The organism is Pseudovibrio exalbescens (assembly GCF_028737195.1).
Taxonomy (GTDB): domain Bacteria; phylum Pseudomonadota; class Alphaproteobacteria; order Rhizobiales; family Stappiaceae; genus Pseudovibrio; species Pseudovibrio zosterae.
Genome location: NZ_JAQZAJ010000002.1, coordinates 349,900 through 369,934, shown reverse-complemented (window position 1 = coordinate 369,934; position 20,035 = coordinate 349,900). Strand labels below are relative to the sequence as shown.

19 protein-coding genes are annotated in these 20,035 nt (G+C 55.1%); 11 read left to right on the top strand and 8 right to left on the bottom strand.

The window, feature by feature from the left end; all coding sequences use genetic code 11:
- Positions 1-5 precede the first annotated feature (5 nt).
- The 3 genes from PUV47_RS06840 to PUV47_RS06830 form a co-directional block, all read right to left on the bottom strand.
- Positions 6-425, bottom strand: a complete 420-nt coding sequence (locus PUV47_RS06840) for a MaoC family dehydratase (protein WP_274217768.1) — start codon at positions 423-425, stop codon at positions 6-8.
- A 43-nt stretch (positions 426-468) separates the two neighbouring features.
- The gene (locus PUV47_RS06835; protein WP_274217767.1) at positions 469-2,061 is read right to left on the bottom strand and encodes an acyl CoA:acetate/3-ketoacid CoA transferase; all 1,593 of its coding nucleotides are present in this window, start codon (positions 2,059-2,061) and stop codon (positions 469-471) included.
- Between the two features lie 136 nt (positions 2,062-2,197).
- Positions 2,198-3,133, bottom strand: coding sequence for a LysR family transcriptional regulator (locus tag PUV47_RS06830; RefSeq protein WP_274217766.1), 936 nt, complete (start codon positions 3,131-3,133; stop codon positions 2,198-2,200).
- 303 nt (positions 3,134-3,436) lie between these two features.
- Between PUV47_RS06830 and fabG the strand changes: the two genes are divergently transcribed.
- Positions 3,437-4,171, top strand: a complete 735-nt coding sequence (gene fabG / locus PUV47_RS06825; protein ID WP_274217765.1) for a 3-oxoacyl-ACP reductase FabG — start codon at positions 3,437-3,439, stop codon at positions 4,169-4,171.
- Between the two features lie 10 nt (positions 4,172-4,181).
- Positions 4,182-5,387 carry an acetyl-CoA C-acetyltransferase gene (locus tag PUV47_RS06820; RefSeq protein WP_274217764.1) on the top strand — a complete coding sequence of 402 codons (1,206 nt, stop codon included), beginning with the start codon at positions 4,182-4,184 and terminating at the stop codon, positions 5,385-5,387.
- 89 nt (positions 5,388-5,476) lie between these two features.
- On the opposite strand, the gene PUV47_RS06815 is transcribed toward PUV47_RS06820, so the two are convergent.
- Positions 5,477-6,502, bottom strand: coding sequence for a substrate-binding domain-containing protein (locus tag PUV47_RS06815; RefSeq protein ID WP_274217763.1), 1,026 nt, complete (start codon positions 6,500-6,502; stop codon positions 5,477-5,479).
- Between the two features lie 128 nt (positions 6,503-6,630).
- Here PUV47_RS06815 and PUV47_RS06810 point away from each other — a divergent pair, with 128 nt between their 5' ends.
- The 6 genes from PUV47_RS06810 (at position 6,631) to PUV47_RS06785 (ending at position 14,019) form a co-directional block, all read left to right on the top strand.
- Positions 6,631-7,608 (top strand): substrate-binding domain-containing protein, encoded by a 978-nt coding sequence (locus PUV47_RS06810; protein ID WP_413697772.1) that lies wholly within the window; start codon positions 6,631-6,633, stop codon positions 7,606-7,608.
- Positions 7,609-7,763: 155 nt separating this feature from the next.
- Entirely contained in the window at positions 7,764-9,254 is a 1,491-nt protein-coding gene (locus PUV47_RS06805; RefSeq protein WP_274217761.1) for a sugar ABC transporter ATP-binding protein, read from the top strand.
- A complete protein-coding gene (locus PUV47_RS06800) occupies positions 9,247-10,218 on the top strand; it encodes an ABC transporter permease (protein WP_274217760.1) in 972 nt (323 codons plus the stop codon). Before PUV47_RS06805 ends, PUV47_RS06800 begins: the two co-directional genes overlap by 8 nt.
- A 70-nt stretch (positions 10,219-10,288) precedes the next feature.
- Positions 10,289-11,206, top strand: a complete 918-nt coding sequence (locus PUV47_RS06795; protein WP_413697771.1) for an ABC transporter permease — start codon at positions 10,289-10,291, stop codon at positions 11,204-11,206.
- Positions 11,207-11,222: 16 nt separating this feature from the next.
- Positions 11,223-12,761 (top strand): FGGY-family carbohydrate kinase, encoded by a 1,539-nt coding sequence (locus PUV47_RS06790; protein WP_274217758.1) that lies wholly within the window; start codon positions 11,223-11,225, stop codon positions 12,759-12,761.
- Between the two features lie 94 nt (positions 12,762-12,855).
- On the top strand, positions 12,856-14,019 hold the full coding sequence (locus tag PUV47_RS06785; RefSeq protein WP_274217757.1) for a hypothetical protein: 1,164 nt from the start codon (positions 12,856-12,858) through the stop codon (positions 14,017-14,019).
- 59 nt (positions 14,020-14,078) lie between these two features.
- Here the strand turns inward: PUV47_RS06785 and PUV47_RS06780 are convergent, their stop codons facing one another.
- The gene (locus PUV47_RS06780; RefSeq protein WP_274217756.1) at positions 14,079-15,191 is read right to left on the bottom strand and encodes a zinc ABC transporter substrate-binding protein; all 1,113 of its coding nucleotides are present in this window, start codon (positions 15,189-15,191) and stop codon (positions 14,079-14,081) included.
- Between the two features lie 113 nt (positions 15,192-15,304).
- Between PUV47_RS06780 and PUV47_RS06775 the strand changes: the two genes are divergently transcribed.
- Genes PUV47_RS06775 through PUV47_RS06765 form a run of 3 tightly spaced genes read left to right on the top strand, consistent with a single transcriptional unit; the run spans position 15,305 to position 17,358 of the window.
- On the top strand, positions 15,305-16,111 hold the full coding sequence (locus PUV47_RS06775; RefSeq protein ID WP_274217755.1) for a metal ABC transporter ATP-binding protein: 807 nt from the start codon (positions 15,305-15,307) through the stop codon (positions 16,109-16,111).
- The gene (locus PUV47_RS06770) at positions 16,104-16,934 is read left to right on the top strand and encodes a metal ABC transporter permease (RefSeq protein ID WP_274217754.1); all 831 of its coding nucleotides are present in this window, start codon (positions 16,104-16,106) and stop codon (positions 16,932-16,934) included. The genes PUV47_RS06775 and PUV47_RS06770 overlap by 8 nt, the downstream gene beginning before the upstream one ends.
- Entirely contained in the window at positions 16,927-17,358 is a 432-nt protein-coding gene (locus PUV47_RS06765) for a Fur family transcriptional regulator (protein ID WP_274217752.1), read from the top strand. The genes PUV47_RS06770 and PUV47_RS06765 overlap by 8 nt, the downstream gene beginning before the upstream one ends.
- On the opposite strand, the gene PUV47_RS06760 is transcribed toward PUV47_RS06765, so the two are convergent.
- From PUV47_RS06760 to PUV47_RS06750, 3 genes are read right to left on the bottom strand one after another with little or no spacing between them, the layout of a single operon-like run.
- Positions 17,355-18,128, bottom strand: a complete 774-nt coding sequence (locus PUV47_RS06760; protein ID WP_274217751.1) for an ABC transporter ATP-binding protein — start codon at positions 18,126-18,128, stop codon at positions 17,355-17,357. The two genes, PUV47_RS06765 and PUV47_RS06760, sit on opposite strands and share 4 nt — an antisense overlap.
- On the bottom strand, positions 18,125-19,126 hold the full coding sequence (locus PUV47_RS06755; protein WP_274217750.1) for a FecCD family ABC transporter permease: 1,002 nt from the start codon (positions 19,124-19,126) through the stop codon (positions 18,125-18,127). The genes PUV47_RS06760 and PUV47_RS06755 overlap by 4 nt, the downstream gene beginning before the upstream one ends.
- Positions 19,123-20,010, bottom strand: a complete 888-nt coding sequence (locus PUV47_RS06750) for an ABC transporter substrate-binding protein (RefSeq protein WP_274217749.1) — start codon at positions 20,008-20,010, stop codon at positions 19,123-19,125. Before PUV47_RS06750 ends, PUV47_RS06755 begins: the two co-directional genes overlap by 4 nt.
- Positions 20,011-20,035: the final 25 nt, after the last annotated feature.

The window sequence follows — 20,035 nt, the reverse complement described above, 5'->3', positions numbered from 1 at the left end:
TTTGGTTATGCAGCGCGTGGCGGCCTGACGGTCGCAACGCCTTCGATGACGGCCTTGCCATCTTGATTGACGCTGACAGTGCGCAGCTTTGCTATTTTCTTTTCCTTATTAATTTCAATAACTTCGACTTCTGCCCGGATGGTGTCGCCAATATAAACCGGCGCCTTAAAGCGTAGCTCTTGGCCGAGATAGATGGTACCGGGCCCGGGCAGCTGCATGCCCAAGACCGTGGAGGTGAGCCCAGAGACGAGAATGCCATGGGCCACGCGCTTGCCAAAGACGCTTTCGCGCGCTGCGGTATCGCTGACATGCACCGGGTTAACGTCCCCGCTGATCCCGCAGAAAGCCTGAATGTCTGCTTCGCAGATTGTTTTTTCAAAATATGCTTTTTGCCCAACGGCAAGCTCGTCCAGTGTGTAACTCATGAGAAGCCTCGTGCATTCGTGATTTGTTATTCGCGCTGCGGCCTCAGGCCACAGCTTCCAGTAATTGTGGCTCTTCCCGCAGCGACTTAAGAGTGAGCCCAAGCGGCTCATCCATGAACAGGCGCGCCTCCATCAGCTTCAAGTCCGGGCTGACCTGAGGCTGAAAGTCCATCTGGTTCAGAATGTCCCTTTCCAGATCTACCCCCGGCGCAATTTCGATCAGCTCCAGCGTCTCCTCAGAAAGGCGGAAGACGGCCCTCTCGGTGATGTACATAACCGGCTTACCATTTCGGCGCGCTTGATTGGCTGAGAAGGTAATCTGCTGAACCTTATCGAGGAACTTCTTGATGCGGCCCTCCTGCTCGATCACCAAACGGCCTTCGCCAGCTGAGACCTTCAGACCTGCAGCGGTGAATGTTCCGCAAAAGAAAACTTCCTTGGCATTTTGAGTGATGTTGATGAAGCCACCGCAACCCGCGATTTTTGGCCCGAAGCGGGAAACATTGAGATCCCCGTTGCGATCGCACTCAGCAAGACCGAGAAATGCTTGATCGACACCGCCGCCATCGTAGAAGTCGAACATCTGGTCTTGTGTGATCACCGCTTCAGGAAAGGCTGAGGCGCCAAAGCTGAGCCCGCCTGCAGGGGTTCCGCCGATGGCACCTGGCTCAACGGTGGCAATCATCTGCTGGGTGACGCCCTCTTCATCTGTAACTTCTGCAATTACTTCCGGGACACCAATGCCGTAGTTCAGGATGGCTCCACTCTTCAGCTCAACAGCCGCCCGGCGGGCAATGATTTTCTTGGCGTCGAGCTTTCTGGGTCCACTGTTTTGCTGAAGAAGGTCACCACGGCCACAATACGCAGGGTTCATGGGCTCCGCGAACGTTTGCATGTGGTCTTCTTCGTTTGCAACCACGACGGCGTCAACGAAGATGCCAGGAATGCGCACCTGCTGCGGATCGAGCTCACCAGCTTCGACAATTTTCTTCACCTGAACGATGACCTTGCCACCCATATTGGTCACCAACTGCGCAGCGGCCAGGTTCTCAAGGAACAGGCATTCATCTTCCATGGTGATGTTGCCATTGGTGTCTGCCGTTGTGCCGCGCAGGAGGGCGACATTGGCGTTGATGCGCTTGTAAAAAAGGTACTCTTCGCCCTCCACTTCCATCAAGGAAACGCGGTCTTCTTGAGTCACCTTGTTGATCTTGCCACCCTCAAGGCGTGGGTCGACGAAAGTGCCAAGACCAACATGGGTAAGCGTTCCGGGTTTTCCGGCAGCGCTGTCGCGCAAAAGCTGCGCGATCACGCCCTGCGGAAAGTTGTAGGCTTGGATGCGCTCGCGGTTGGCCAGATCCTGAAGGCGTGGGATGAGGCCCCAATGGCCGCCCATGGCAAGGCTGACCAGCCCTTCATGAGAGAGGTGGTTGTTGGCCCGGTCCTGACCATCCCCTTGGCCTGCCGTGAAATAAAGTTCGAGATTGCGCGGCGAACCGCTTTCCAAGAAGCGATCTCGAATTGCTTTTTCTATGGCCTCTGGAACGACTGCACCAATAAAACCGCCTAAAATGACGCGGTCCCCGTCCTGAATAAGACCAGCGGCTCCCTCTGGCGTCAGAACTTTTACTTGCATCTTGTGACCCTTCATTATGGTGATGCAAGTGAACAAGGTCACGCATCACTTTTTTGCTTCCTAAGGCAAGTGTAGGAGGGTTCCGTGATGCGAAAAATAGACAATCACCTAAAAGACAATTGCACAATCGGGACAATTAAACCGCGCACTGCAGATCGCTGGCAGGCGATTCCTGACTAAGCTCTCGGGTGCGCTTGATCAGGAAATCCTTGAAGTTCGTACACATGAGAGGCATTTGGCGACGGCGTCGGAAATACAGGTTGTATTCGAACTCGGCGTCAATGTAGTCGCTCAGAATGGAGATGAGGCGACCGTTTGCCAGCTCATTTTGCAGGATGTGGATTGGAAGATAGGCAATGCCCCCGCCCGTGAGCGCGATCGACTTGATGATCTCGCTGTCATCGACCTCCACCGTGCGGGCGATCTCAACAGCGGCACAATCGCCATCGTACTCGAAGACCCATTTGTTTCCGCCAACAAGCGTATGGGCAAACAGACAGTTGTGGTGCCTCAGATCCTCCGGCGCTTTCGGGATGCCATAGCGATCCGCATAGTCAGGCGAACAGCACGCCACCAATGGATATCGGAGCAGAGAGCGGCGCACCAGAAGGCTGTCTTTCTCCTGGAAGCCGTTGTAGGTGGCGTTGGCCCGCACAAAAAAGTCTACCTGTTCAACCAGATCAACATCATATGCCGTCTGAAGAATTCGGAAGTCCACGTGCGGATGCTCAAGAAGGTATTCACCCACGATTTGCGCCAGAAAATCGCGGGCATAGAGCGGCGTTGCTGCGACACAGATCGTGCCCCGCTCTTCCTTGCCCAAGTTCTTGATTTCCGTGAAGATATCTTCGATTTCCGAGTTCACGTCGCTGAAGCGCTCGTAGAGCCGCTGGCCTGCCTCTGTTGCAACCACCTTGCGGGTGGAACGCTTGAGCAGGCTGACACCCATTTTCTCCTCAAGTTCAATGATCCAGCGACTTCCCGCACTTGCAGAAATGCCATAGAGCCGCGCCGCGTCCGAAAAGGAACCGGTGCGCACCACGTGCAAAAAGTACACGATCTTGTCGAGCATGAGGCCTCCACTTTGGCTTCGTGATTGGAGTGAGCGGGCACAGCCACTGCGGGAACTTAAGAGTGAGTTGCAAGAGTAAGGGGATCTCCTGCGGTGTATAGGCTAGGAAATGTCGCAGGCTACATTTTCTCAGGCAGTGGACCGTGTTTGAAACGACATGCCGCAAAACGCCTATCCCATTTCCTCATTATTGTTTTGCGGAGCTGTCTGTAATCATTCGGCGCGCTTCATGTCAAGAATATCACCAACAACCTGCGGGCGACCTGCCAGGTGCCTGCGCAGCGAAAAAGAGGTGGTATCACTATGCTCAAGGATAAAGTTTGCATCGTAACCGGCGGCGCTCAGGGAATTGGACGCTGTATCGTTGAAACCTTCGCAAATGCCGAAGCAGCCAAGGTATACGCTTGCGATATGAACGAAGATGCCATGGCGGATTACCGCGATCGGTTCCAAAACGTGGAGCCTGTGGCACTTAATGTATGTGATCGCGATGCGATCATTGGCTTCATCGAGAAGATCAAGGCAGACCATGGCCACATCGATGTGTTGGTGAACAACGCTGGCATCACCCGAGACAACCTTTTGGACCGCATGAGCGAGAATGATTGGGATCTCGTGCTTGATGTGAACCTGAAGGGCGTCTTCAACATGACTCAGGCTGTGGTGCCAGTGATGATTGAAGGCGGCGCGGGTTCCGTGATCACCATGTCCTCCGTGGTGGGCACCGACGGCAACATCGGCCAAAGCAACTACGCTGCCACCAAGGGTGGTGTAATTTCCATGACCAAGGGCTGGGCAAAGGAATTTTCGCGTAAAGGCGCTCAGGTTCGGGCGAATTGCGTGGCACCGGGCTTCATCAAAACACCAATGACGAAAGACCTTCCGGAAAAGGTCATTGACCACATGAAGAGCAAGACCCCGCTTGGCCGAATGGGTGAAGCCGAAGACATCGCAGAAGGTGTTCTGTTTCTCGCGAGCGATCGCTCCAAGTTCATCACCGGTCAGACGCTGAAGATTGACGGCGGACTGGTGATCTAACGAGGCTGCCATGACAAAGATTTTTATCGTAGGTGCAAAACGTACCGCACTTGGGAGCTTCCTTGGCTCTCTTGCCACCGTTCCCGCCGCAAAACTGGCAGCAACCGCAATTTCCTCCGCCCTTGAACAGAGCCGGGTTGCCCCTGATCAGGTCGATGAAGTGATTGTTGGCAATGTTTTGTCGGCTAATCAAGGCATGGGGCCGGGCCGTCAGGCGGCGATCTACGCTGGCATTCCAGACCGCATTCCAGCTTACACGCTGAACATGATCTGCGGCTCAGGCATGAAATCCATCATGGAGGCGGCAGCTCACATCAAGGCCGGAGATGCGAGCATCGTCGTGGCGGCTGGCATGGAAAACATGTCTCAGGCACCCTTTGCCTTGCCTGGCGCAAGCAGACAGGGCCACAAGATGGGCACGCAGAACTTGGCCGACACAATGATTGTCGATGGGCTCACCGATGTGTTCCACGGCTACCATATGGGCATCACGGCCGAAAATCTGGCCGACAAGTTTGAGCTGACTCGTGAAGCGCAAGATGCATTTGCGTTACGCAGCCAGCAAAAGGCCTCTTCCGCAGTGGAGGCAGGTCTTTTCGATGCCGAAATAGCGCCGATTGAAGTGAAAGTTCGCCGAAACACCTTTGTTTTTGCGCGCGATGAGTACCCTCGCGCAGATGCTTCTCTAGAGAGCCTTGCGAAGCTGAAACCTGCTTTCAAGACAGACGGTTCGGTCACAGCGGGCAATGCATCGGGGATCAATGATGGCGGCGTCGCCCTTGTTCTTGCCTCAGAGGAGGCTGTCGTCAGTTTTGGCCTTGAGCCACTTGCGGAAATCGTGAGCTACGGTCAGGGCGGCGTTGCGCCAGCTGTTATGGGTTACGGCCCGGTTCCCGCGATTGCTCAAGCCCTCGAACGAGCTGATATGCGCCTTGAGGAAATGGAACGGCTTGAACTCAACGAAGCATTTGCCGCACAAGCCCTTGCCGTAATGAAGGGTCTTTGCGTCGACCATGACGTGTCCATGGATTGGTTCGAGGACAAGACAAACGTTACAGGCGGCGCCATTGCGCTCGGTCATCCCCTAGGGGCGTCTGGCGGACGCATCGTGACCACCCTGCTCTATGGCATGATGCGCGACAACTGCACACACGGCTTGGCGTCGCTGTGTATTGGTGGCGGCATGGGAACCGCCGTGGTTTTGAGAAAACCATAGTCTCCACATCGCCGGTTCTCGCAGGGCGATCCCATGCACACCAGGAAAATGCCCCGTCGAAAAGGCGGGGCATTTTTGCGTGAGTGCCTTCAGCTGCGACGGATGACTTCCGGGAGAACTTGTGTCACGCCGGCCTTGCGCTTTTCCGGATCTTCAAGAAACTCAAAAAGCAAATCCATCATGACCGGCACGTTTTGGCGAACCATTGAGGTCTTGTTGCCCAACAGAGCGGCGTAAGGATCCCAGTCGAAGCACCCCAACGCGACCGTTTCCAAACCGGTGATATCGTTCTGCTGGAACCAATTCACGATCCCTTCCAGAGAAATCGTCGAGTTGATGAAAATGCCTTTCGGCAAGCCGCCCATTTTGTTTACGAACTCATCCAAGCTGCGCTCAGCCTTGTGGGCAGCATAACCACACGGCCGGATGTAGGCCTCGGCAATGCGGGCACCAACCTCCTCATGCGCGTCTTTAAAGCCGCGAATACGCTCGCCGGTGTTGTGATCCTCTTCCCGACCACCAATGAAAACGATATCGCTGTCATTACCTGCGCAGCCGGATGGTAGCCGACTAATAATATCTTTGGTCAGCTCAACGGCCGCTTGATAGTTATCTGAAATGATAGAGGGCGCTCTTGTTCCTGGCAGGTCGACATTCAGCGTTTCAACGCCATGGGCCGCACACAGGTCGGCAATTCGATCGGGATCAGTCGCACCGGTACAGACAATATTGTCAACCCGGTATGCCAGCATGGATTGTGCCGCTTCGATTTCGAGATTCGGGTCACGACGGGTACAAGTCACGATGGGAAACAGACCTCGATCGCGAGCGCGCTGCTCAAATGCCTCTGCCAGCGCGCCAAAATAACGGTTGTCATACATGGGAACGATCATGCCAATGATGTTTGAACGCTCGGTGCGAAGTGCACGCGCCTGCATGTTTGGCGAGTACCCTTGCTCAATGGCAACCTTCCGGATCTGGTCTGCAAGCTTTTGACTTATGCGACGTTTTTTCCAACTCCCGTTAAGGACCGCACCCACTGTACTCGCCGACGTATTCGTTAGTTTTGCGAGATCATAAATTGTAGGGCGCTTATCGCTGCGACCATCGGTCATCAAGCCTCCTCCCGATCATTCCTTTTAATCATGCTTGACAAGAAATGCAGTGATGCGCAATATGCACCTTCGATGGTGCAAGTGTAAAGCACTGATTTCGATAGGTTTGGGAGGACCCAATGAAGACTATTTCTAAGCTACTTGGTGCAGCTGCTATCTCCGTTTCCATGCTGGCAGGTTCTGCCATGGCAGCCGAAAAGCCGACAATCGGTGTGGTTGTGAAGGTTGGTGGTATTCCATGGTTCAACGCCATGGAGCAGGGCATCGAGGAAGCTGGTGAGAAGCTGGGCGTGGATGCATTCATGGTTGGTCCTACCAGTGCCGATCCGGCACTTCAGGTCCGTGCCATTGAAGACCTCATCGCACGCGGCGTGGATGTCATCGGCGTGGTCCCAAATGATGCTCAGGTGCTTGAACCTGTTTTAAAGCGCGCTCAAGAAGCTGGCATCAAGGTTATCACGCATGAATCCGAAGCTAGCCTCAACAAGGATTTCAACTTTGAGCTGATCTCTGCTGAGAACTTCGGTAAGGCCCATGCGGATCTGTTTGCTGAAGCAACAAACTGTGAGGGCAAGTACGCTGTGTATGTTGGCGGCCTGACGGTGCCTGCACACAATGCCTGGGCGGATGCTGCAGTTGCACACCTTGAAGCAAAGTGCCCTGACATGTCTCAGGCTGCTGACCGTTTCGGCGTTGCAGAAAGCGTTGACGACAGCCGCACGACCACGCTGGACTTGCTGCGTGCCAATGAAGACTTCGCCGGCGTAATGGCTTTCGGCAGCCAGGGCCCAATCGGTGCCGCACGCGCTGTTCAAGAACGTGGTCTTGAAGGTCAAGTGGCCGTTGTTGGCTTGTTCTCTGCTGGTCAGGGCCGACGTCTGGTGCACTCAGATGCCCTTACCGGCGGCTTCGTATGGAGCCCAATTGAGGCAGGCAAGGCATTTGTTGAGCTGGGCACCATGCTTGTTATGGGCGACACCGTGAAAGATGGTGACGACGTTCCTGTGCTTGGACAAGTGGAACTTGAAGGCAAGAACATCTATGCCAACAAGCCGCTTGCACTGACCAAGGACACTGTAGACGGATTGGCCGAAATCGGCCTCTAAGCTCCCAAGTCGGGTTCAGGCCCGCTCATTGCCGGAGCCGGTTCACCACGAACTGGCTCCGGCTCCCCTTAGCCCTCCGGCATGACCTTCTAACCTACTGGTTGGGCAGCCTTGGCCGCCCGAGCAGGACAGCTGTGCCCAGTCGAGAAGAACACATGACTGAACTAGCAATTCGCGCGCGGTCCATAACCAAGCGCTTCGGCGGCTTCACGGCGCTGGACAATGTGGAATTTGAACTGCGTCCGGGCGAGATACATTGCCTTGCAGGCGAGAACGGCTGCGGCAAGAGCACGCTCATCAAGATCATCAACGGGGTGTATCAACCTGAGCCCGGCGCACAATTCGATTTCTCCGGACAGGAAGCCGTAGGACACATCACCCCTTCAAGCGCGAAACGCCTGGGCATTCATGTGATCTGGCAGGATCTGTCCTTGTTTCCGGACCTAAGCGTTGCGGAGAACATCTGCTTTGACGCTTTTGTAGCCAATCCATTGAGAGGTATTGGCCGCGCGCAAAAGCTGGAGCGCGCCCAAAAAACCATTGAGCAGTTGGGTGTCCAACTGGATCCCAAAGCGCGGGTGGGTGACTTGAGCATCGCCAAACGGCAGCTCGTCGCCATTTGCCGCGTCATTCAGGCAGAAGCGCGCATCGTCTTCATGGACGAACCCACGGCTTCTTTGACCCAGAAAGAAACCGAAACCTTGCTGCAGATCGTTCGCCGATTGTCTGAGCAGGGTATTTCAATTGTTTTCGTAAGCCACCGTCTGGGAGAAGTGCTCGATGTTTGCGAGCGGGTTACCGTCTTGCGGGACGGCAAGCTCGTTGGCACCTTTCCCACGGAAGGCATGACGCAAAAGAAGCTCTCAACTCTGATGACCGGCAAGGAACTGGACCAGACACCGAGAGCAGGGGATGTTGATGGCGAACGCATGTTGGTGCTGAAGCACCTCACTCGCCGCGGCGAATACGAAGACATCAGCTTTGACTTGCGCAAAGGTGAAATTCTCGGCCTCACGGGGCTGATGGGATCCGGTCGGACCGAAATCGCCCTAAGCATCTTCGGAATGACATCGCCCGATAGCGGTGAGCTGCGCCTCGATGGAAAAGAAGTGAAGTTTCGCAGCAACCGTGACGCCATCGACGCCGGTGTTGCCTATGTCTCCGAAGATCGGTTGAACCTTGGCCTTGACCAGCAGCAGTCAATTGCCGACAACACCGCCTCGACGGTGCTTAAAGAGCTTTCGCAACCAAGCTTCTTTTTGAACCCGAAACGAATTCGCGAACTCTGCGATCTCTGGATCGAAAAGCTGAAAACCAAAGTAAGTGACCCCATGCTGCCGGTCTCATCTCTTTCCGGCGGCAATCAGCAGCGCATCGTTCTCGCAAAGTGGCTGGCAACAAACCCGAAGGTGCTGGTGCTCGATTCCCCGACAGTGGGTGTTGATGTGGGCGCAAAAGCCGGAATTTTCGAGATCATCCGCAATTTGGCAAAAGAAGGCATGGCGATCATCCTGATTTCTGATGAGGCCAGTGAGATCTTCCATCACACCGACCGGACGATTGTCTTGAAAGCGGGCAGGGTGGCCCGAAGTTTCAAAACATCTGAAGTGAGCGAAGAAGAGTTGGAGGGCATCATCAATGCTTAATCGCTTGAAAAGCGTCGAAGGCTCTCTGTTCGGTGTGATCATCGCACTTGGGATTGTCTTGAGCCTGACAACGGACAGCTTCCTGACCGTTCAAAACATGTTTGACCTCTTAAACAACCAGGCTGTGAACATCATCTTCGCTGTTGGTCTCGTTGTTGTGCTGGTCTCTGGTGGTATCGACATTTCGTTTTCCATCACGGCATCGGTAGTACAATACGTGGCCGTTTCCCTCGTGCTTTCCTTGGGCGGCGGTAACTGGGTCATCGGCTTTGCGTTCGCCATGGCCACTGGCCTCATGCTGGGACTGGTGAATGCCTTCCTCATTCACAAGTTCCGCATCGTTTCGATCATAGTAACCATTGGGACGTTCAACCTGTTTTTCGGCCTCCTGATGTACTTCACACGAGGGCGATCAATCTATGACATCCCAGATTGGCTGTACTACCGCATTCCGGTGTTCGAATTTGCCTCTGCCACTTTGTATCTGCCCATCGTTGTGGCGATTGTTCTGGCCTTTGTTACCTGGTTCTTCATGACCAAGATTGGCTTTGGCCGCATGATAGTCGGTTTTGGTTCAGATCCCGAAGCCGCGCGCCGTTCGGGTGTCAACATCGCCTTCATTCAGGCTTTCGCCTATGGATGGCTTGGCCTGTGCGCGGGCATTGGCGGGCTGATGCAGGCGCACATCGTACAGGAAGTTGTGCCGAACGCGCTTTATGGCCGCGAACTCGACATTCTCGCCGCCGTTGTCTTGGGCGGGGCGGTGCTGGGCGGCGGTCGCGGCACAGTAATTGGCGCTATCCTTGGTGTCATGCTGCTCGCCGTCGTGCAGAACGGTCTGAACCTGCTCGGCATCACCCCCTTTGCCTTCAAGGCGATCGTTGGCCTCATCATCCTCATGGCGATCACTGCAACCAACATTGACCGACTGCTGCCAAAGCGTGCGGCGCGTGTGGAGGGATAAAACAATGGACAACAAAGGTCTCTTCACGCTGTTACGGAAGCAAAGCAACGACACGCTGGAGCTGGCAGCCATGCTCGGGTTCTTGGTGCTCTGCCTTGCAGCTTTTAGTGCGATAGCGCCGGGTTTTCTCTCCGCTGGCACATTCCGTTCCATGGCGTTTCAGCTGCCGGAGCTAGGGCTACTAACCCTTGCGATGTTCATTCCGATCATCTCTGGCGGTCTTAATCTGGCCGTTACATACTCCGCGAACATCTGCGGGCTTGCTGCCGCATTTCTGGTCAAAGGTCTGCTGATGTCAGCGGGCTGGGCTTCGTTGCCAATCGCGCTCTGCGTAGGGGTTGGGGTAGGGGCCGTGATTGGTGTCATGGTGGGGGCCATGGTTGCCTATGTGGGCGCCCACCCGATCCTCGTGACCCTTGGTGCCATGATTTTCCTGCGCGGTCTCGGCGAGTTGCTGACCCGCGGCGGTGACATCTCCGGCATGCCGGAGGCCTTCAACTTCGTTGGCCACGGCTCGCTGTTTGGCATCCCCATGCCGATGCTGATCTTCCTGATTGCAGCGGGGATTGTGCTCTACATCATGCAATACACGAAGGACGGGTTTTCCATCTACATGTCCGGCTCAAATCCGGAGGCTGCAAAGTACACTGGCATCAACGTGAACCGAACCTTGATGCTGGTTTATGGCCTTTCTGGCGCGATTTCCGGCCTTGCGGGCATCTTGATGCTGGCCCGTTTCAACTCCGTTCGTATTGGCCACGGAGATTCCTATCTGCTTATCACTGTGCTGGCCTGTTTCCTTGCCGGGGCGAACCCGTTTGGTGGTTTCGGCCGCGTGCTGCCACTGGTTGTGGGCCTCATGAGCCTTCAGGTGGTTGCCTCGGGCATGAACCTTCTCGGAGCAAGCCAACACCTCTCAACTGCGATCTGGGGCGGCTTTCTTCTGCTAGTCATGATCTTGAGATCCCCCTTTCTAAAGAAAAACTAAGTTTCCAGAGGTAGTTATGACCTACGTGATTGGCGTCGATGTTGGAACCGGAAGTGCACGTGCGGGCCTGTTCGACGAAACCGGCAAAATGTACGCCACCGCTCAGGCTCCCATCAAGATCAAGCATCCGCAGGCGGAATGGGCAGAACAAAGCTCCACTGACATTTGGCAGTCAGTGTGCTTCAGTGTGCGCGAATGTGTGAAGCAGAGCGGTGTTGCTTCAGACCAGATCAAAGGCATCTCTTTCAGCGCGACCTGCTCTCTCGTCTTGCTTGATAAAGACAACAAGCCGCTTTCCCTTTCCGAAGGCGATGACCTTTGGAACATTGTGGTCTGGATGGACCACCGGGCAACTGCTGAAGCCGAAGAGATTACCTCCGGGGGGAGCCCTGTCCTTGAAAACCTCGGCGGGCGAATGTCACCGGAGATGCAGATCCCCAAGCTGATGTGGCTAAAGCGGAACCGGCCAGACGTCTGGTCGGACCTCGCCTATGCAGGCGATCTGGCAGACTTCCTGACCTACAAGTCCAGCGGCTCTCTAGCCCGTTCTGTGTGTACTCTTGGCTGCAAGTGGACTTACAATCCCGATACCGAGAGCTGGAACAAGGAGTTCCTGAAGTCTGTCGCACTCGAAGACCTCCTTGAAAAAGCACAGCTGCCACAACAAGCAAGCCCCATCGGCACAGCGCTTGGTGCGCTCACCCAAAATGCTGCAGCTGAGCTGGGCCTTACTGAAAACTGTCAGGTTGGCGTTGGCCTGATCGATGCGCACTCAGGCGCCTTGGGCACCCTCGGCCTTTTTTCCGAGGATCAGCCGGAACGACGCATGGCCCTTATTGCTGGCACATCCAACTGTCATATTGCGTTGAGCACCGCACGCAATGAAGTTCCGGGCATCTGGGGGCCTTACTTTGGCGCCGTTGCTCCCGGCATTTGGGCCAACGAGGGCGGGCAGAGCCTGACAGGTGCGTTGCTGGACCATGTGATCGCCCTGTTCTCTGGTGGCAAAGAAGCTTCAGGAGACGAACACGCCGAACTTACAGAAGTTCTGCTTGAGCGGATGAAGTCCACGCCTGATGTTGCAGGCCGTATACATGTGAAGCCGGACCTTCTTGGAAACCGCTCGCCGTTCGCGGATGCAGAAATGCGCGGTGAGATTGTTGGTCTCACGCTAGAAGACCCGAAAGAAACCTACCTCAAGGTCTATTGGGCCGCTGCAGCCAGTATTGCCTACGGCACCAAGTTGATCATAGACCGTATGAATGAACACGGGTATGCCATCGACACATTGCATCTGAGCGGGGGGCACAAAAAGTCGGAGCTTCTCGTTGGCCTTTATTCAGATGCCACTGGATGCGATGTCGTGATCTCGGAGGCTGAAGAACCAGTGCTTCTCGGGGCGGCTATCGCTGCTCTGGCAACACAGAAAGGCGAGGAGGGTGTATCGGGCGCAATCTCTGAAATTGCTTTGAGCACCACCATCAGCAAGCCCGATGCCAAATTGGCTGCGATGCACAGGCATCGCTATCAAACGTTCCTTGATCTCTATCGTTGAGGTTGAACGGAACTAGCTAGGCAAAGGCGGGTGATTGACCCGCCTTTATCATATTTGCGGTCACTACATTGGCGGTTGCAGAAGAGCGTTGATCTTGCCGCGTGAACCAGCTAGCTCTACCGAGATCATTCAAACACTTGGCCTGGCGGTTCTTTTGAGCACACCTCACCTCATTTCAGGAAGCCTCGCGCTTTTCAGCTCTGGCATGCTCTCCCATCGCAGAGAGATCGAGCACCTAAGCGGGCTCGAAGTGCGGTTCTACAAAGAGGGCCAACGTCTTTCCAAAGATACAGTAGCCATCGGAGGCTGGGGCTATAAAGACTCCGCCAATCATGCCCGCATACGCTCAAAAGTGGACGGCCTTCCGTACTGGGCGTTTGAAGATGGTTTTCTGAGAGCGGTCGCGCCCGGTATCGCCGAACCAAGCTCATGCATGCTCATCGATCGGGGCGGGATTTTCTACAACGCCACGTCGGAGAGCCACTTGTTTGAACTCATCCGGCAAGCCAAACTGGCAGCGGATAAGCTGGATGACGTGCAGAGCGCGATGGCGCATCTAAAACAAAAGCGCATCTCCAAGTACAACAACTTTGACCCCTCCTACCTTCCCGAGAAGCTCAAAGCCGTGCCTGATGGCTCTTCCATACTCATCATTGATCAAACCGCCGGAGATGCTTCAATTCCAGGAGCACTTGCCTCGGCAGACAGCTTCAAGGAGATGATCTCCTTTGCGCTCGCCTCTACAGACTCCCAGAGCATTCTGATCAAAACCCACCCTGACGTTATGGCCGGGCTGAAAGAGGGGTTTATTGGCACTGGTTGGACGGATGCACGCCTTATCTGGGTTACAGAGCCGGTATCACCTTGGCTTCTTTTTGAGAAGGCTGAAACCGTGTTCACTGTTTCAAGCCAACTTGGCATGGAAGCGCTGATTGCTGGGTGCGCTGTACAGTGTTGGGGGATGCCATTTTATGCTGGCTGGGGCGTTACCACAGATCACATCGCCGCTCCGGAAGATAGGCGGCTTGCAAAGAGCATTCCTGAGATTTTCTCGGCCTCTTATCTGCAGTACTCAACCTACTTTGATCATTGGAACCGACAGCAAATCAGCATTCATGAGGCCATTGATCAACTGGACTATTTAAGAAGATGCTACCTTGAGAAGCCGCGAACAACTTTCGGCTTCCTCCCAAGGAAACCCAAGCAGTGGGTCTACAAGACGCTTCAACGTCCTCCACGACCTAGCGCAAAGCCATAAAAGGGAATGCGCCACCCACGAATACCGCGGGCGGCGCTCAAACACCCGAACGACGCTGTTCAGCCTTTCAGGCACTCTTTCAAACTGGCTGCAAGGCCGCGGATCAGTTCGAAGTACTGATCTTCACCGGGAGTCATCGTGGCTCCAAGCGGGTCAAGTTCGCCGGACTTTGCATCCGTCCCTTCCACCAGAACTTGCACGATCTTTGGCTCAAACTGCGGTTCGGAGAACACGCAGGTCGCGTTGAGATCTTCAATACGATGCTGAATTTCAGCAACACGCTCAGCACCCGGTGCCCGCTCTGGGCTTACAGTCACGGACCCCGCCGCAGGAACGTCAAAGCGGTTCTCAAAGTACTGATAGGCATCGTGGAACACAATGAAAGGCTTGCCTTGCACGGCTTTCATCTCGCCAGTGATTTCAGCCGTCAGATTATCCAGACGAGCCATTAACTTCTCAGCGTTGTCAGCGTATGTTGCAGCGTTTTCCGGATCGATTTCTGAAAGTTCTTCGCTCAGAGTTGCAACGAATGCTTTTGCGTTGAGCGGGTCGAGCCACATGTGAGCATCGAATTCGCCGTGCGCATGATCGTCATGCTCATGGTGTTCATCATGTCCATGTTCTTCATGGGCATGGTCGTCGTGGGCATGGTCGTCGTGGGCATGGTCTTCGTGACCGTGTTCCGCATGAGCATGCTCTTCTTCATGCGCATGTTCGTCATGATTGTGATCATGTTCAGCGTGGGCCTCATGATCGTGTGTGTCGTGATCGTGCCCCTCATGCTCCTCATGATCGTGGTTATGCTTCTCGAATGGACCACCCTCACGGAATGGCAACAACTCCAAACCGGGCGCCTTGGATAGCGGCAGTTTGTGCGCGCCATGGCCAAGTGTTTCAAGCGGCTTGATCATGAAGGTCTCGAGCTCAGGTCCAACCCAAACGATCAGCTCCGCATCTTGAAGGGAGGCTGCCTGAGAGGGTTTCAAGCTATAGCCATGCGGTGAACCTGCACCTTCGACAAGCAGTTTCGGCTCGCCAACACCCTTCATGACACCTGCCGTCAAAGAGTGAATTGGCTTGATGGTGACAACCACATCAGGTGCGGAATAGGCTTGTGCGCCAAGGGCTAAGAATGAACCGGCAGCAAGAAGAGAAGAGGCAAGGGTGCGCATTGGTGCTCCTAAGATCATGTAATGTTATGATATTACATCAGTTGCGAAATGGTATAACGTGTGCCATATCCTTTGACAAGATTGTGCGCGAGAAATTTTGGAAGTAGCACCCCTTGAGCAGCTTACTAACTTTGCAGAATGCTGGCCTTTATCGAGACGGAAAATGGCTGGTACGTGGTGTGGACCTCTCAATCCGGAAAGGTGAGATCATTACGCTTATCGGCCCCAACGGCTCCGGAAAATCGACAACAGCCAAACTTGCCCTTGGCATTCGCCGGCCCAGCGAAGGCACCGCCCAGCGCCAAGAAAATCTGCGTGTCGGCTATGTGCCGCAAAAGCTCTCAATTGACTGGACATTGCCGCTAAGCGTCGAGCGTCTCATGCGTCTGACCGGCTCTCTGTCTGCCGCGTCTATGGATGCAGCCCTGGATCGCACGGGTGTTTTGCATCTTAAGAAGGCGCAGGTTCAAAACCTCTCGGGCGGCGAGTTTCAACGGGTCCTCATGGCACGAGCGATTGCGCGCCAGCCGGATCTTCTGGTGCTTGACGAGCCGGTTCAAGGCGTCGACTACTCCGGCGAAATCGCTCTATACGAGTTAATCGCCGATATCCGAAAAGAGCTGGACTGTGGTGTGCTCCTCATCTCCCATGACCTGCATATCGTTATGGCAGCTACCGACAGCGTCGTCTGCTTGAACGGGCATGTTTGCTGCCAAGGCTCTCCCAGCGCAGTTGCTCAGTCCTCGGCCTATCAGCAGTTGTTTGGCCCACGGACACAGAGTGCACTGGCCGTCTATGAGCATAACCATGACCATACCCATCTGCCAGATGGGCGTGTGATGCATGCAGATGGGTCGATAACCGAGCACTGTCACAAACATGACGGCCACCACCACGCAGAGGAGGCCCGCAATGCTTGATGACTTCTTCACCCGCGCCCTGGTTGCCGGTATTGGTGTCGCCCTGGTTGCCGGACCGCTCGGCTGCTTTATAATCTGGCGCCGATTAGCTTATTTCGGGGATACCTTGGCACATTCAGCGCTGCTTGGGGTCGCTCTGGCGTTTCTGTTTCAGCTAAACCTCACCATATCGGTGTTTCTGGTCTGTGCGCTGATCTCTCTTCTTCTTCTCGGCTTGCAGCGCCGCGCTACCATTTCCTCGGATGCGCTGCTTGGCCTCCTCTCCCATTCTGCACTTGCCATTGGCCTCGTCTGCCTGGCCTTCATGAGCTGGGTCCGTGTGGACCTGATGGGTTTTCTCTTCGGCGATATTCTAGCCGTTTCCAAAACGGACATTGCCATTATCTACGCCGGAGGCCTGATAACGCTTGGTCTTCTTGCTGTGATCTGGAAGAGCCTTTTTGCCTCAACCGTGAATTACGAGCTGGCAGAAGCAGAAGGGCTCAAACCCGAAGTTGCCAACACCATATTCATGCTTCTTATGGCGACGGTCATCGCCATCTCCATGAAAATTATTGGGGTGCTTCTGATCACGGCGCTGCTCATCATACCGGCAGCGACCGCACGTCGGCTTGCATCAGGACCTGAGCAGATGGCAGTGATGGCGGCCGCTTCCGGCTGCCTTGCAGTAGTGGGTGGGCTCTTTGGGTCCTTGGAGTGGGATACCCCCACCGGACCATCGATTGTGGTTGTCGCGCTTTTGTTGTTTATTCTCAGCTTCGCGCCCATTAAACACCTAGTGAGATACCGTTCCTCTGCGCAAAAGGGGGCAGCAGATGGCTGAGCACCAACATGCTCTTGGGGGTAAACCCCTTACGAAAAACCAGCGTTTGGTGCTGGAACGTCTCGAAAAGACGGAAGGACCGCTGAGCGCCTACTCCATTTTGGATGAGCTGCGCGACGAGGGGTTTCGCGCGCCGCTTCAGGTCTACCGCGCGCTGGACAAGCTGGTTGATGCGGGTCTTGTGCACCGGCTGGAAAGCTTGAACGCCTTTGTAGCTTGCCGTCACCCTTCTTGCCATTCTCACAGAATGATCGGGTTTGCCATTTGTGAAGAATGCGGCTCTGTGCAGGAGTTTTCTCAGGACCGCATTTCCGAGGAACTCGTTGCATGGGCGAGGGATGATGGGTTCCGCTTGAAGAAGACAACCATCGAGCTGCGCGGTCTTTGCAAAACCTGTGCTGAACAAGCCCCGCTTCAGTCCTAGGTAACGCGGCGCACAGGCACAATCACTGTGCCTTGCGCATCTTCTCCTCGAAATGCTTCAATGCCAAACACATCTCGAAGCACCTGTTCGCCAAGGGTTTCCTGAGGGGCCCCGTCTGCGACAAGGGTGCCTTCCGAAATCACCAGAAGACGAGAGCACCAACGCGCAGCCAGGTTGAGATCGTGAAGTGACACGAGGATGGTTTGCCCTTCGCTGGCAACGCGTTGCAAAATGCTCATCAAGTGAATTTGATGAGCCGGATCAAGGCCCGCATTCGGCTCATCAGCAAAAAGGAGCGGTGTTTCCTGCGCCAGTGCCCGCGCAGTCAGAACACGAGCCAACTCGCCGCCGGAAATTTGCGTCGCAGAACTTTCGCGCAGGTGCGTGACTTCCATTGAACGCAACGCGGCTTCAACCTTTATCATGTCAGCAGCATTCGACGCGCCAAACGCCTGAGAGTAGGGCGCACGCCCCAACGCCACGAGATCCTTTACCGTGACACCCCATGCCACTTCTCGATTCTGCGGCAGATACGCCATTCGGCGCGCACGTTCATTAAGACTGAACGCGCTCACAGGCTTGCCTTCAACCATTGCCATGCCAGAATGCGGCAAAAGGCCAAGAATTGCCTTCAGTAGAGTGGATTTACCCGAACCATTGGGGCCAACAATACCGATCAGCTCGCCCCCTTCAGCAGAAAACGAAACCTTGTTTAAAGTGGTACGATTTCCCCGTTGGACACTGAGGTCATTAACGCTCAGCAAGGTCATAGCATGCTCCTTCGCTTCGCTAAGATGAGCCAGAGAAAGAAGGGCGCCCCGACCAACGCAGTGAGCACGCCAAGTTTCAGGCCGCTTTGCGGTGTGATGATCCGCACGCCAATGTCAGCCACAGTCAGCATAATGGCCCCGCCAAGCGCACTAGGCAGCAAGAGCTTAGACGGCTGATGACCAACCAAGCCCCGCATGAGGTGCGGCACCACCAAACCAACAAAACCGATAGCACCAGCAACTGCTGTTGCCGCCCCAACGCTGGCCGCCGTGCCAATGATTGCAATGAAGCTGAGGCGTTTCAGGTTCACACCCAAAGTCATCGCCGCTTCTTCACCTATCGTCAGCGCATCAAGCGCGCGGCCCAATGACAGCATCATGATCCATCCCACGACCATTAGCGGCAGTGCCAGCCAGACGTGCTGCATGGAGCGGTCTTCCAGTGACCCAAGCATCCAGAACACAATTTCCATTGCCGCAAAAGGATTAGGAGACAGATTGAGAGCAAGCGAAGTGAGCGCCGTTGCAATGCTCGAAATGGCCACCCCCGCCAGTATCAGCGTCAACGTATGCCCCCGCTGCCCAGCCAAACCATTGAGAAGCGCGCCTGCAATGGCCGCTCCCATGAGCGCCATAAGAGGCAGCGCCAACGGAAACGCGACTGAAAGGCCGGTATAGATCGCGATCACCGCGCCTAAACTAGCTGTCGAACTGACGCCTATGAGGCCCGGTTCTGCCAGCGGATTGCGCAGGTAGCCCTGCAGCACGGCCCCCGAAAGCCCGAGAGAGATACCGATCAATACGGCGAGCACCGCGCGAGGTAAGCGGATGTCTTGCATGACAACGGCAACTGGATTGCCATCATCGGCGAAGAGAGCTGCAATCCCCTCCGTGAAAGGAATCTGAGCTGGACCAACCGATAGGGACCCCACAAATGCGCAGAGGACAGCGAGGCCAAGCAACGCCACCAATAGAGCGTAGGGGATGCGCAGGTTCATTGCTGTTTTTCCTCTGGAGTGCGGGCAACCCTGTCACCAGCGATGCGGAGCATTTCTACGGCCACATTGACAGACGGCAAGCCGCAAATTGTGTACTTGCTGTCGATAGCAACCTCGCCCTGACTGTGAATGGTGTTGTAGAGGGCCGGATGCCGTAAAACCTCATGGGCAAGGGCTGGTGGATGCACCATTTCGCGGGCCGTTATCAATACCTCCGGCGCTTCCATTACGAGAAGCTCCAAAGGCAGGCCTTTCGTGCCGGAAAGATTCAAGCGTTTGGCGATGTTCTCAAGCCCCGCGGCGCTCATAACCTCGTTCATGAGCGTCCGATCGCCTGATGTGTAACTGTTCGCGTAATAAACAGCTGCGGGGACCTTGTTAGTGCGCGCACTTTCCTTAGCTAGCGCAAGTTCATTCTCAAAGGCCTCGACCAGTCGTTCTGCGGCTTCTTCACGGCCAATGATGGCACCAAGCTTGCGCAGGTTTGCCGGGATTTCATCGAGCGAACGCACTGGAGAGAACTGCTCTACGCGGATGCCCAGTTCTCGTAGAAGGTTGATGCTCGTATGGCGCGTAAAAGTGCCCGCAAGGATCAGGTCCGGCTTCATCAAATAGATCTCTTCGGCACGACCGTGGTTGACTGGGTACTTTGCCGCCTCCTCACTCATGACAGCCAGCGTATCATCACTTGCCAGATGAGAAAGGGCCCGGACTTGTTCTGGTGCGGCCACAAGCATGAGCAGTTGGTCGGTGCACAGGTTCATTGAGACAATACGCTCTGGCGGGTTGTTCTCAGCAGCGTTCGAAGCGCTCCAGGGCATGCATGCGGTACACAGGCCTATGAGGCCTAATGCTCCGATCCAGCTTGATTGTCGTGCCACCATATGCCCTCAAAGAATGGCCCTGCTC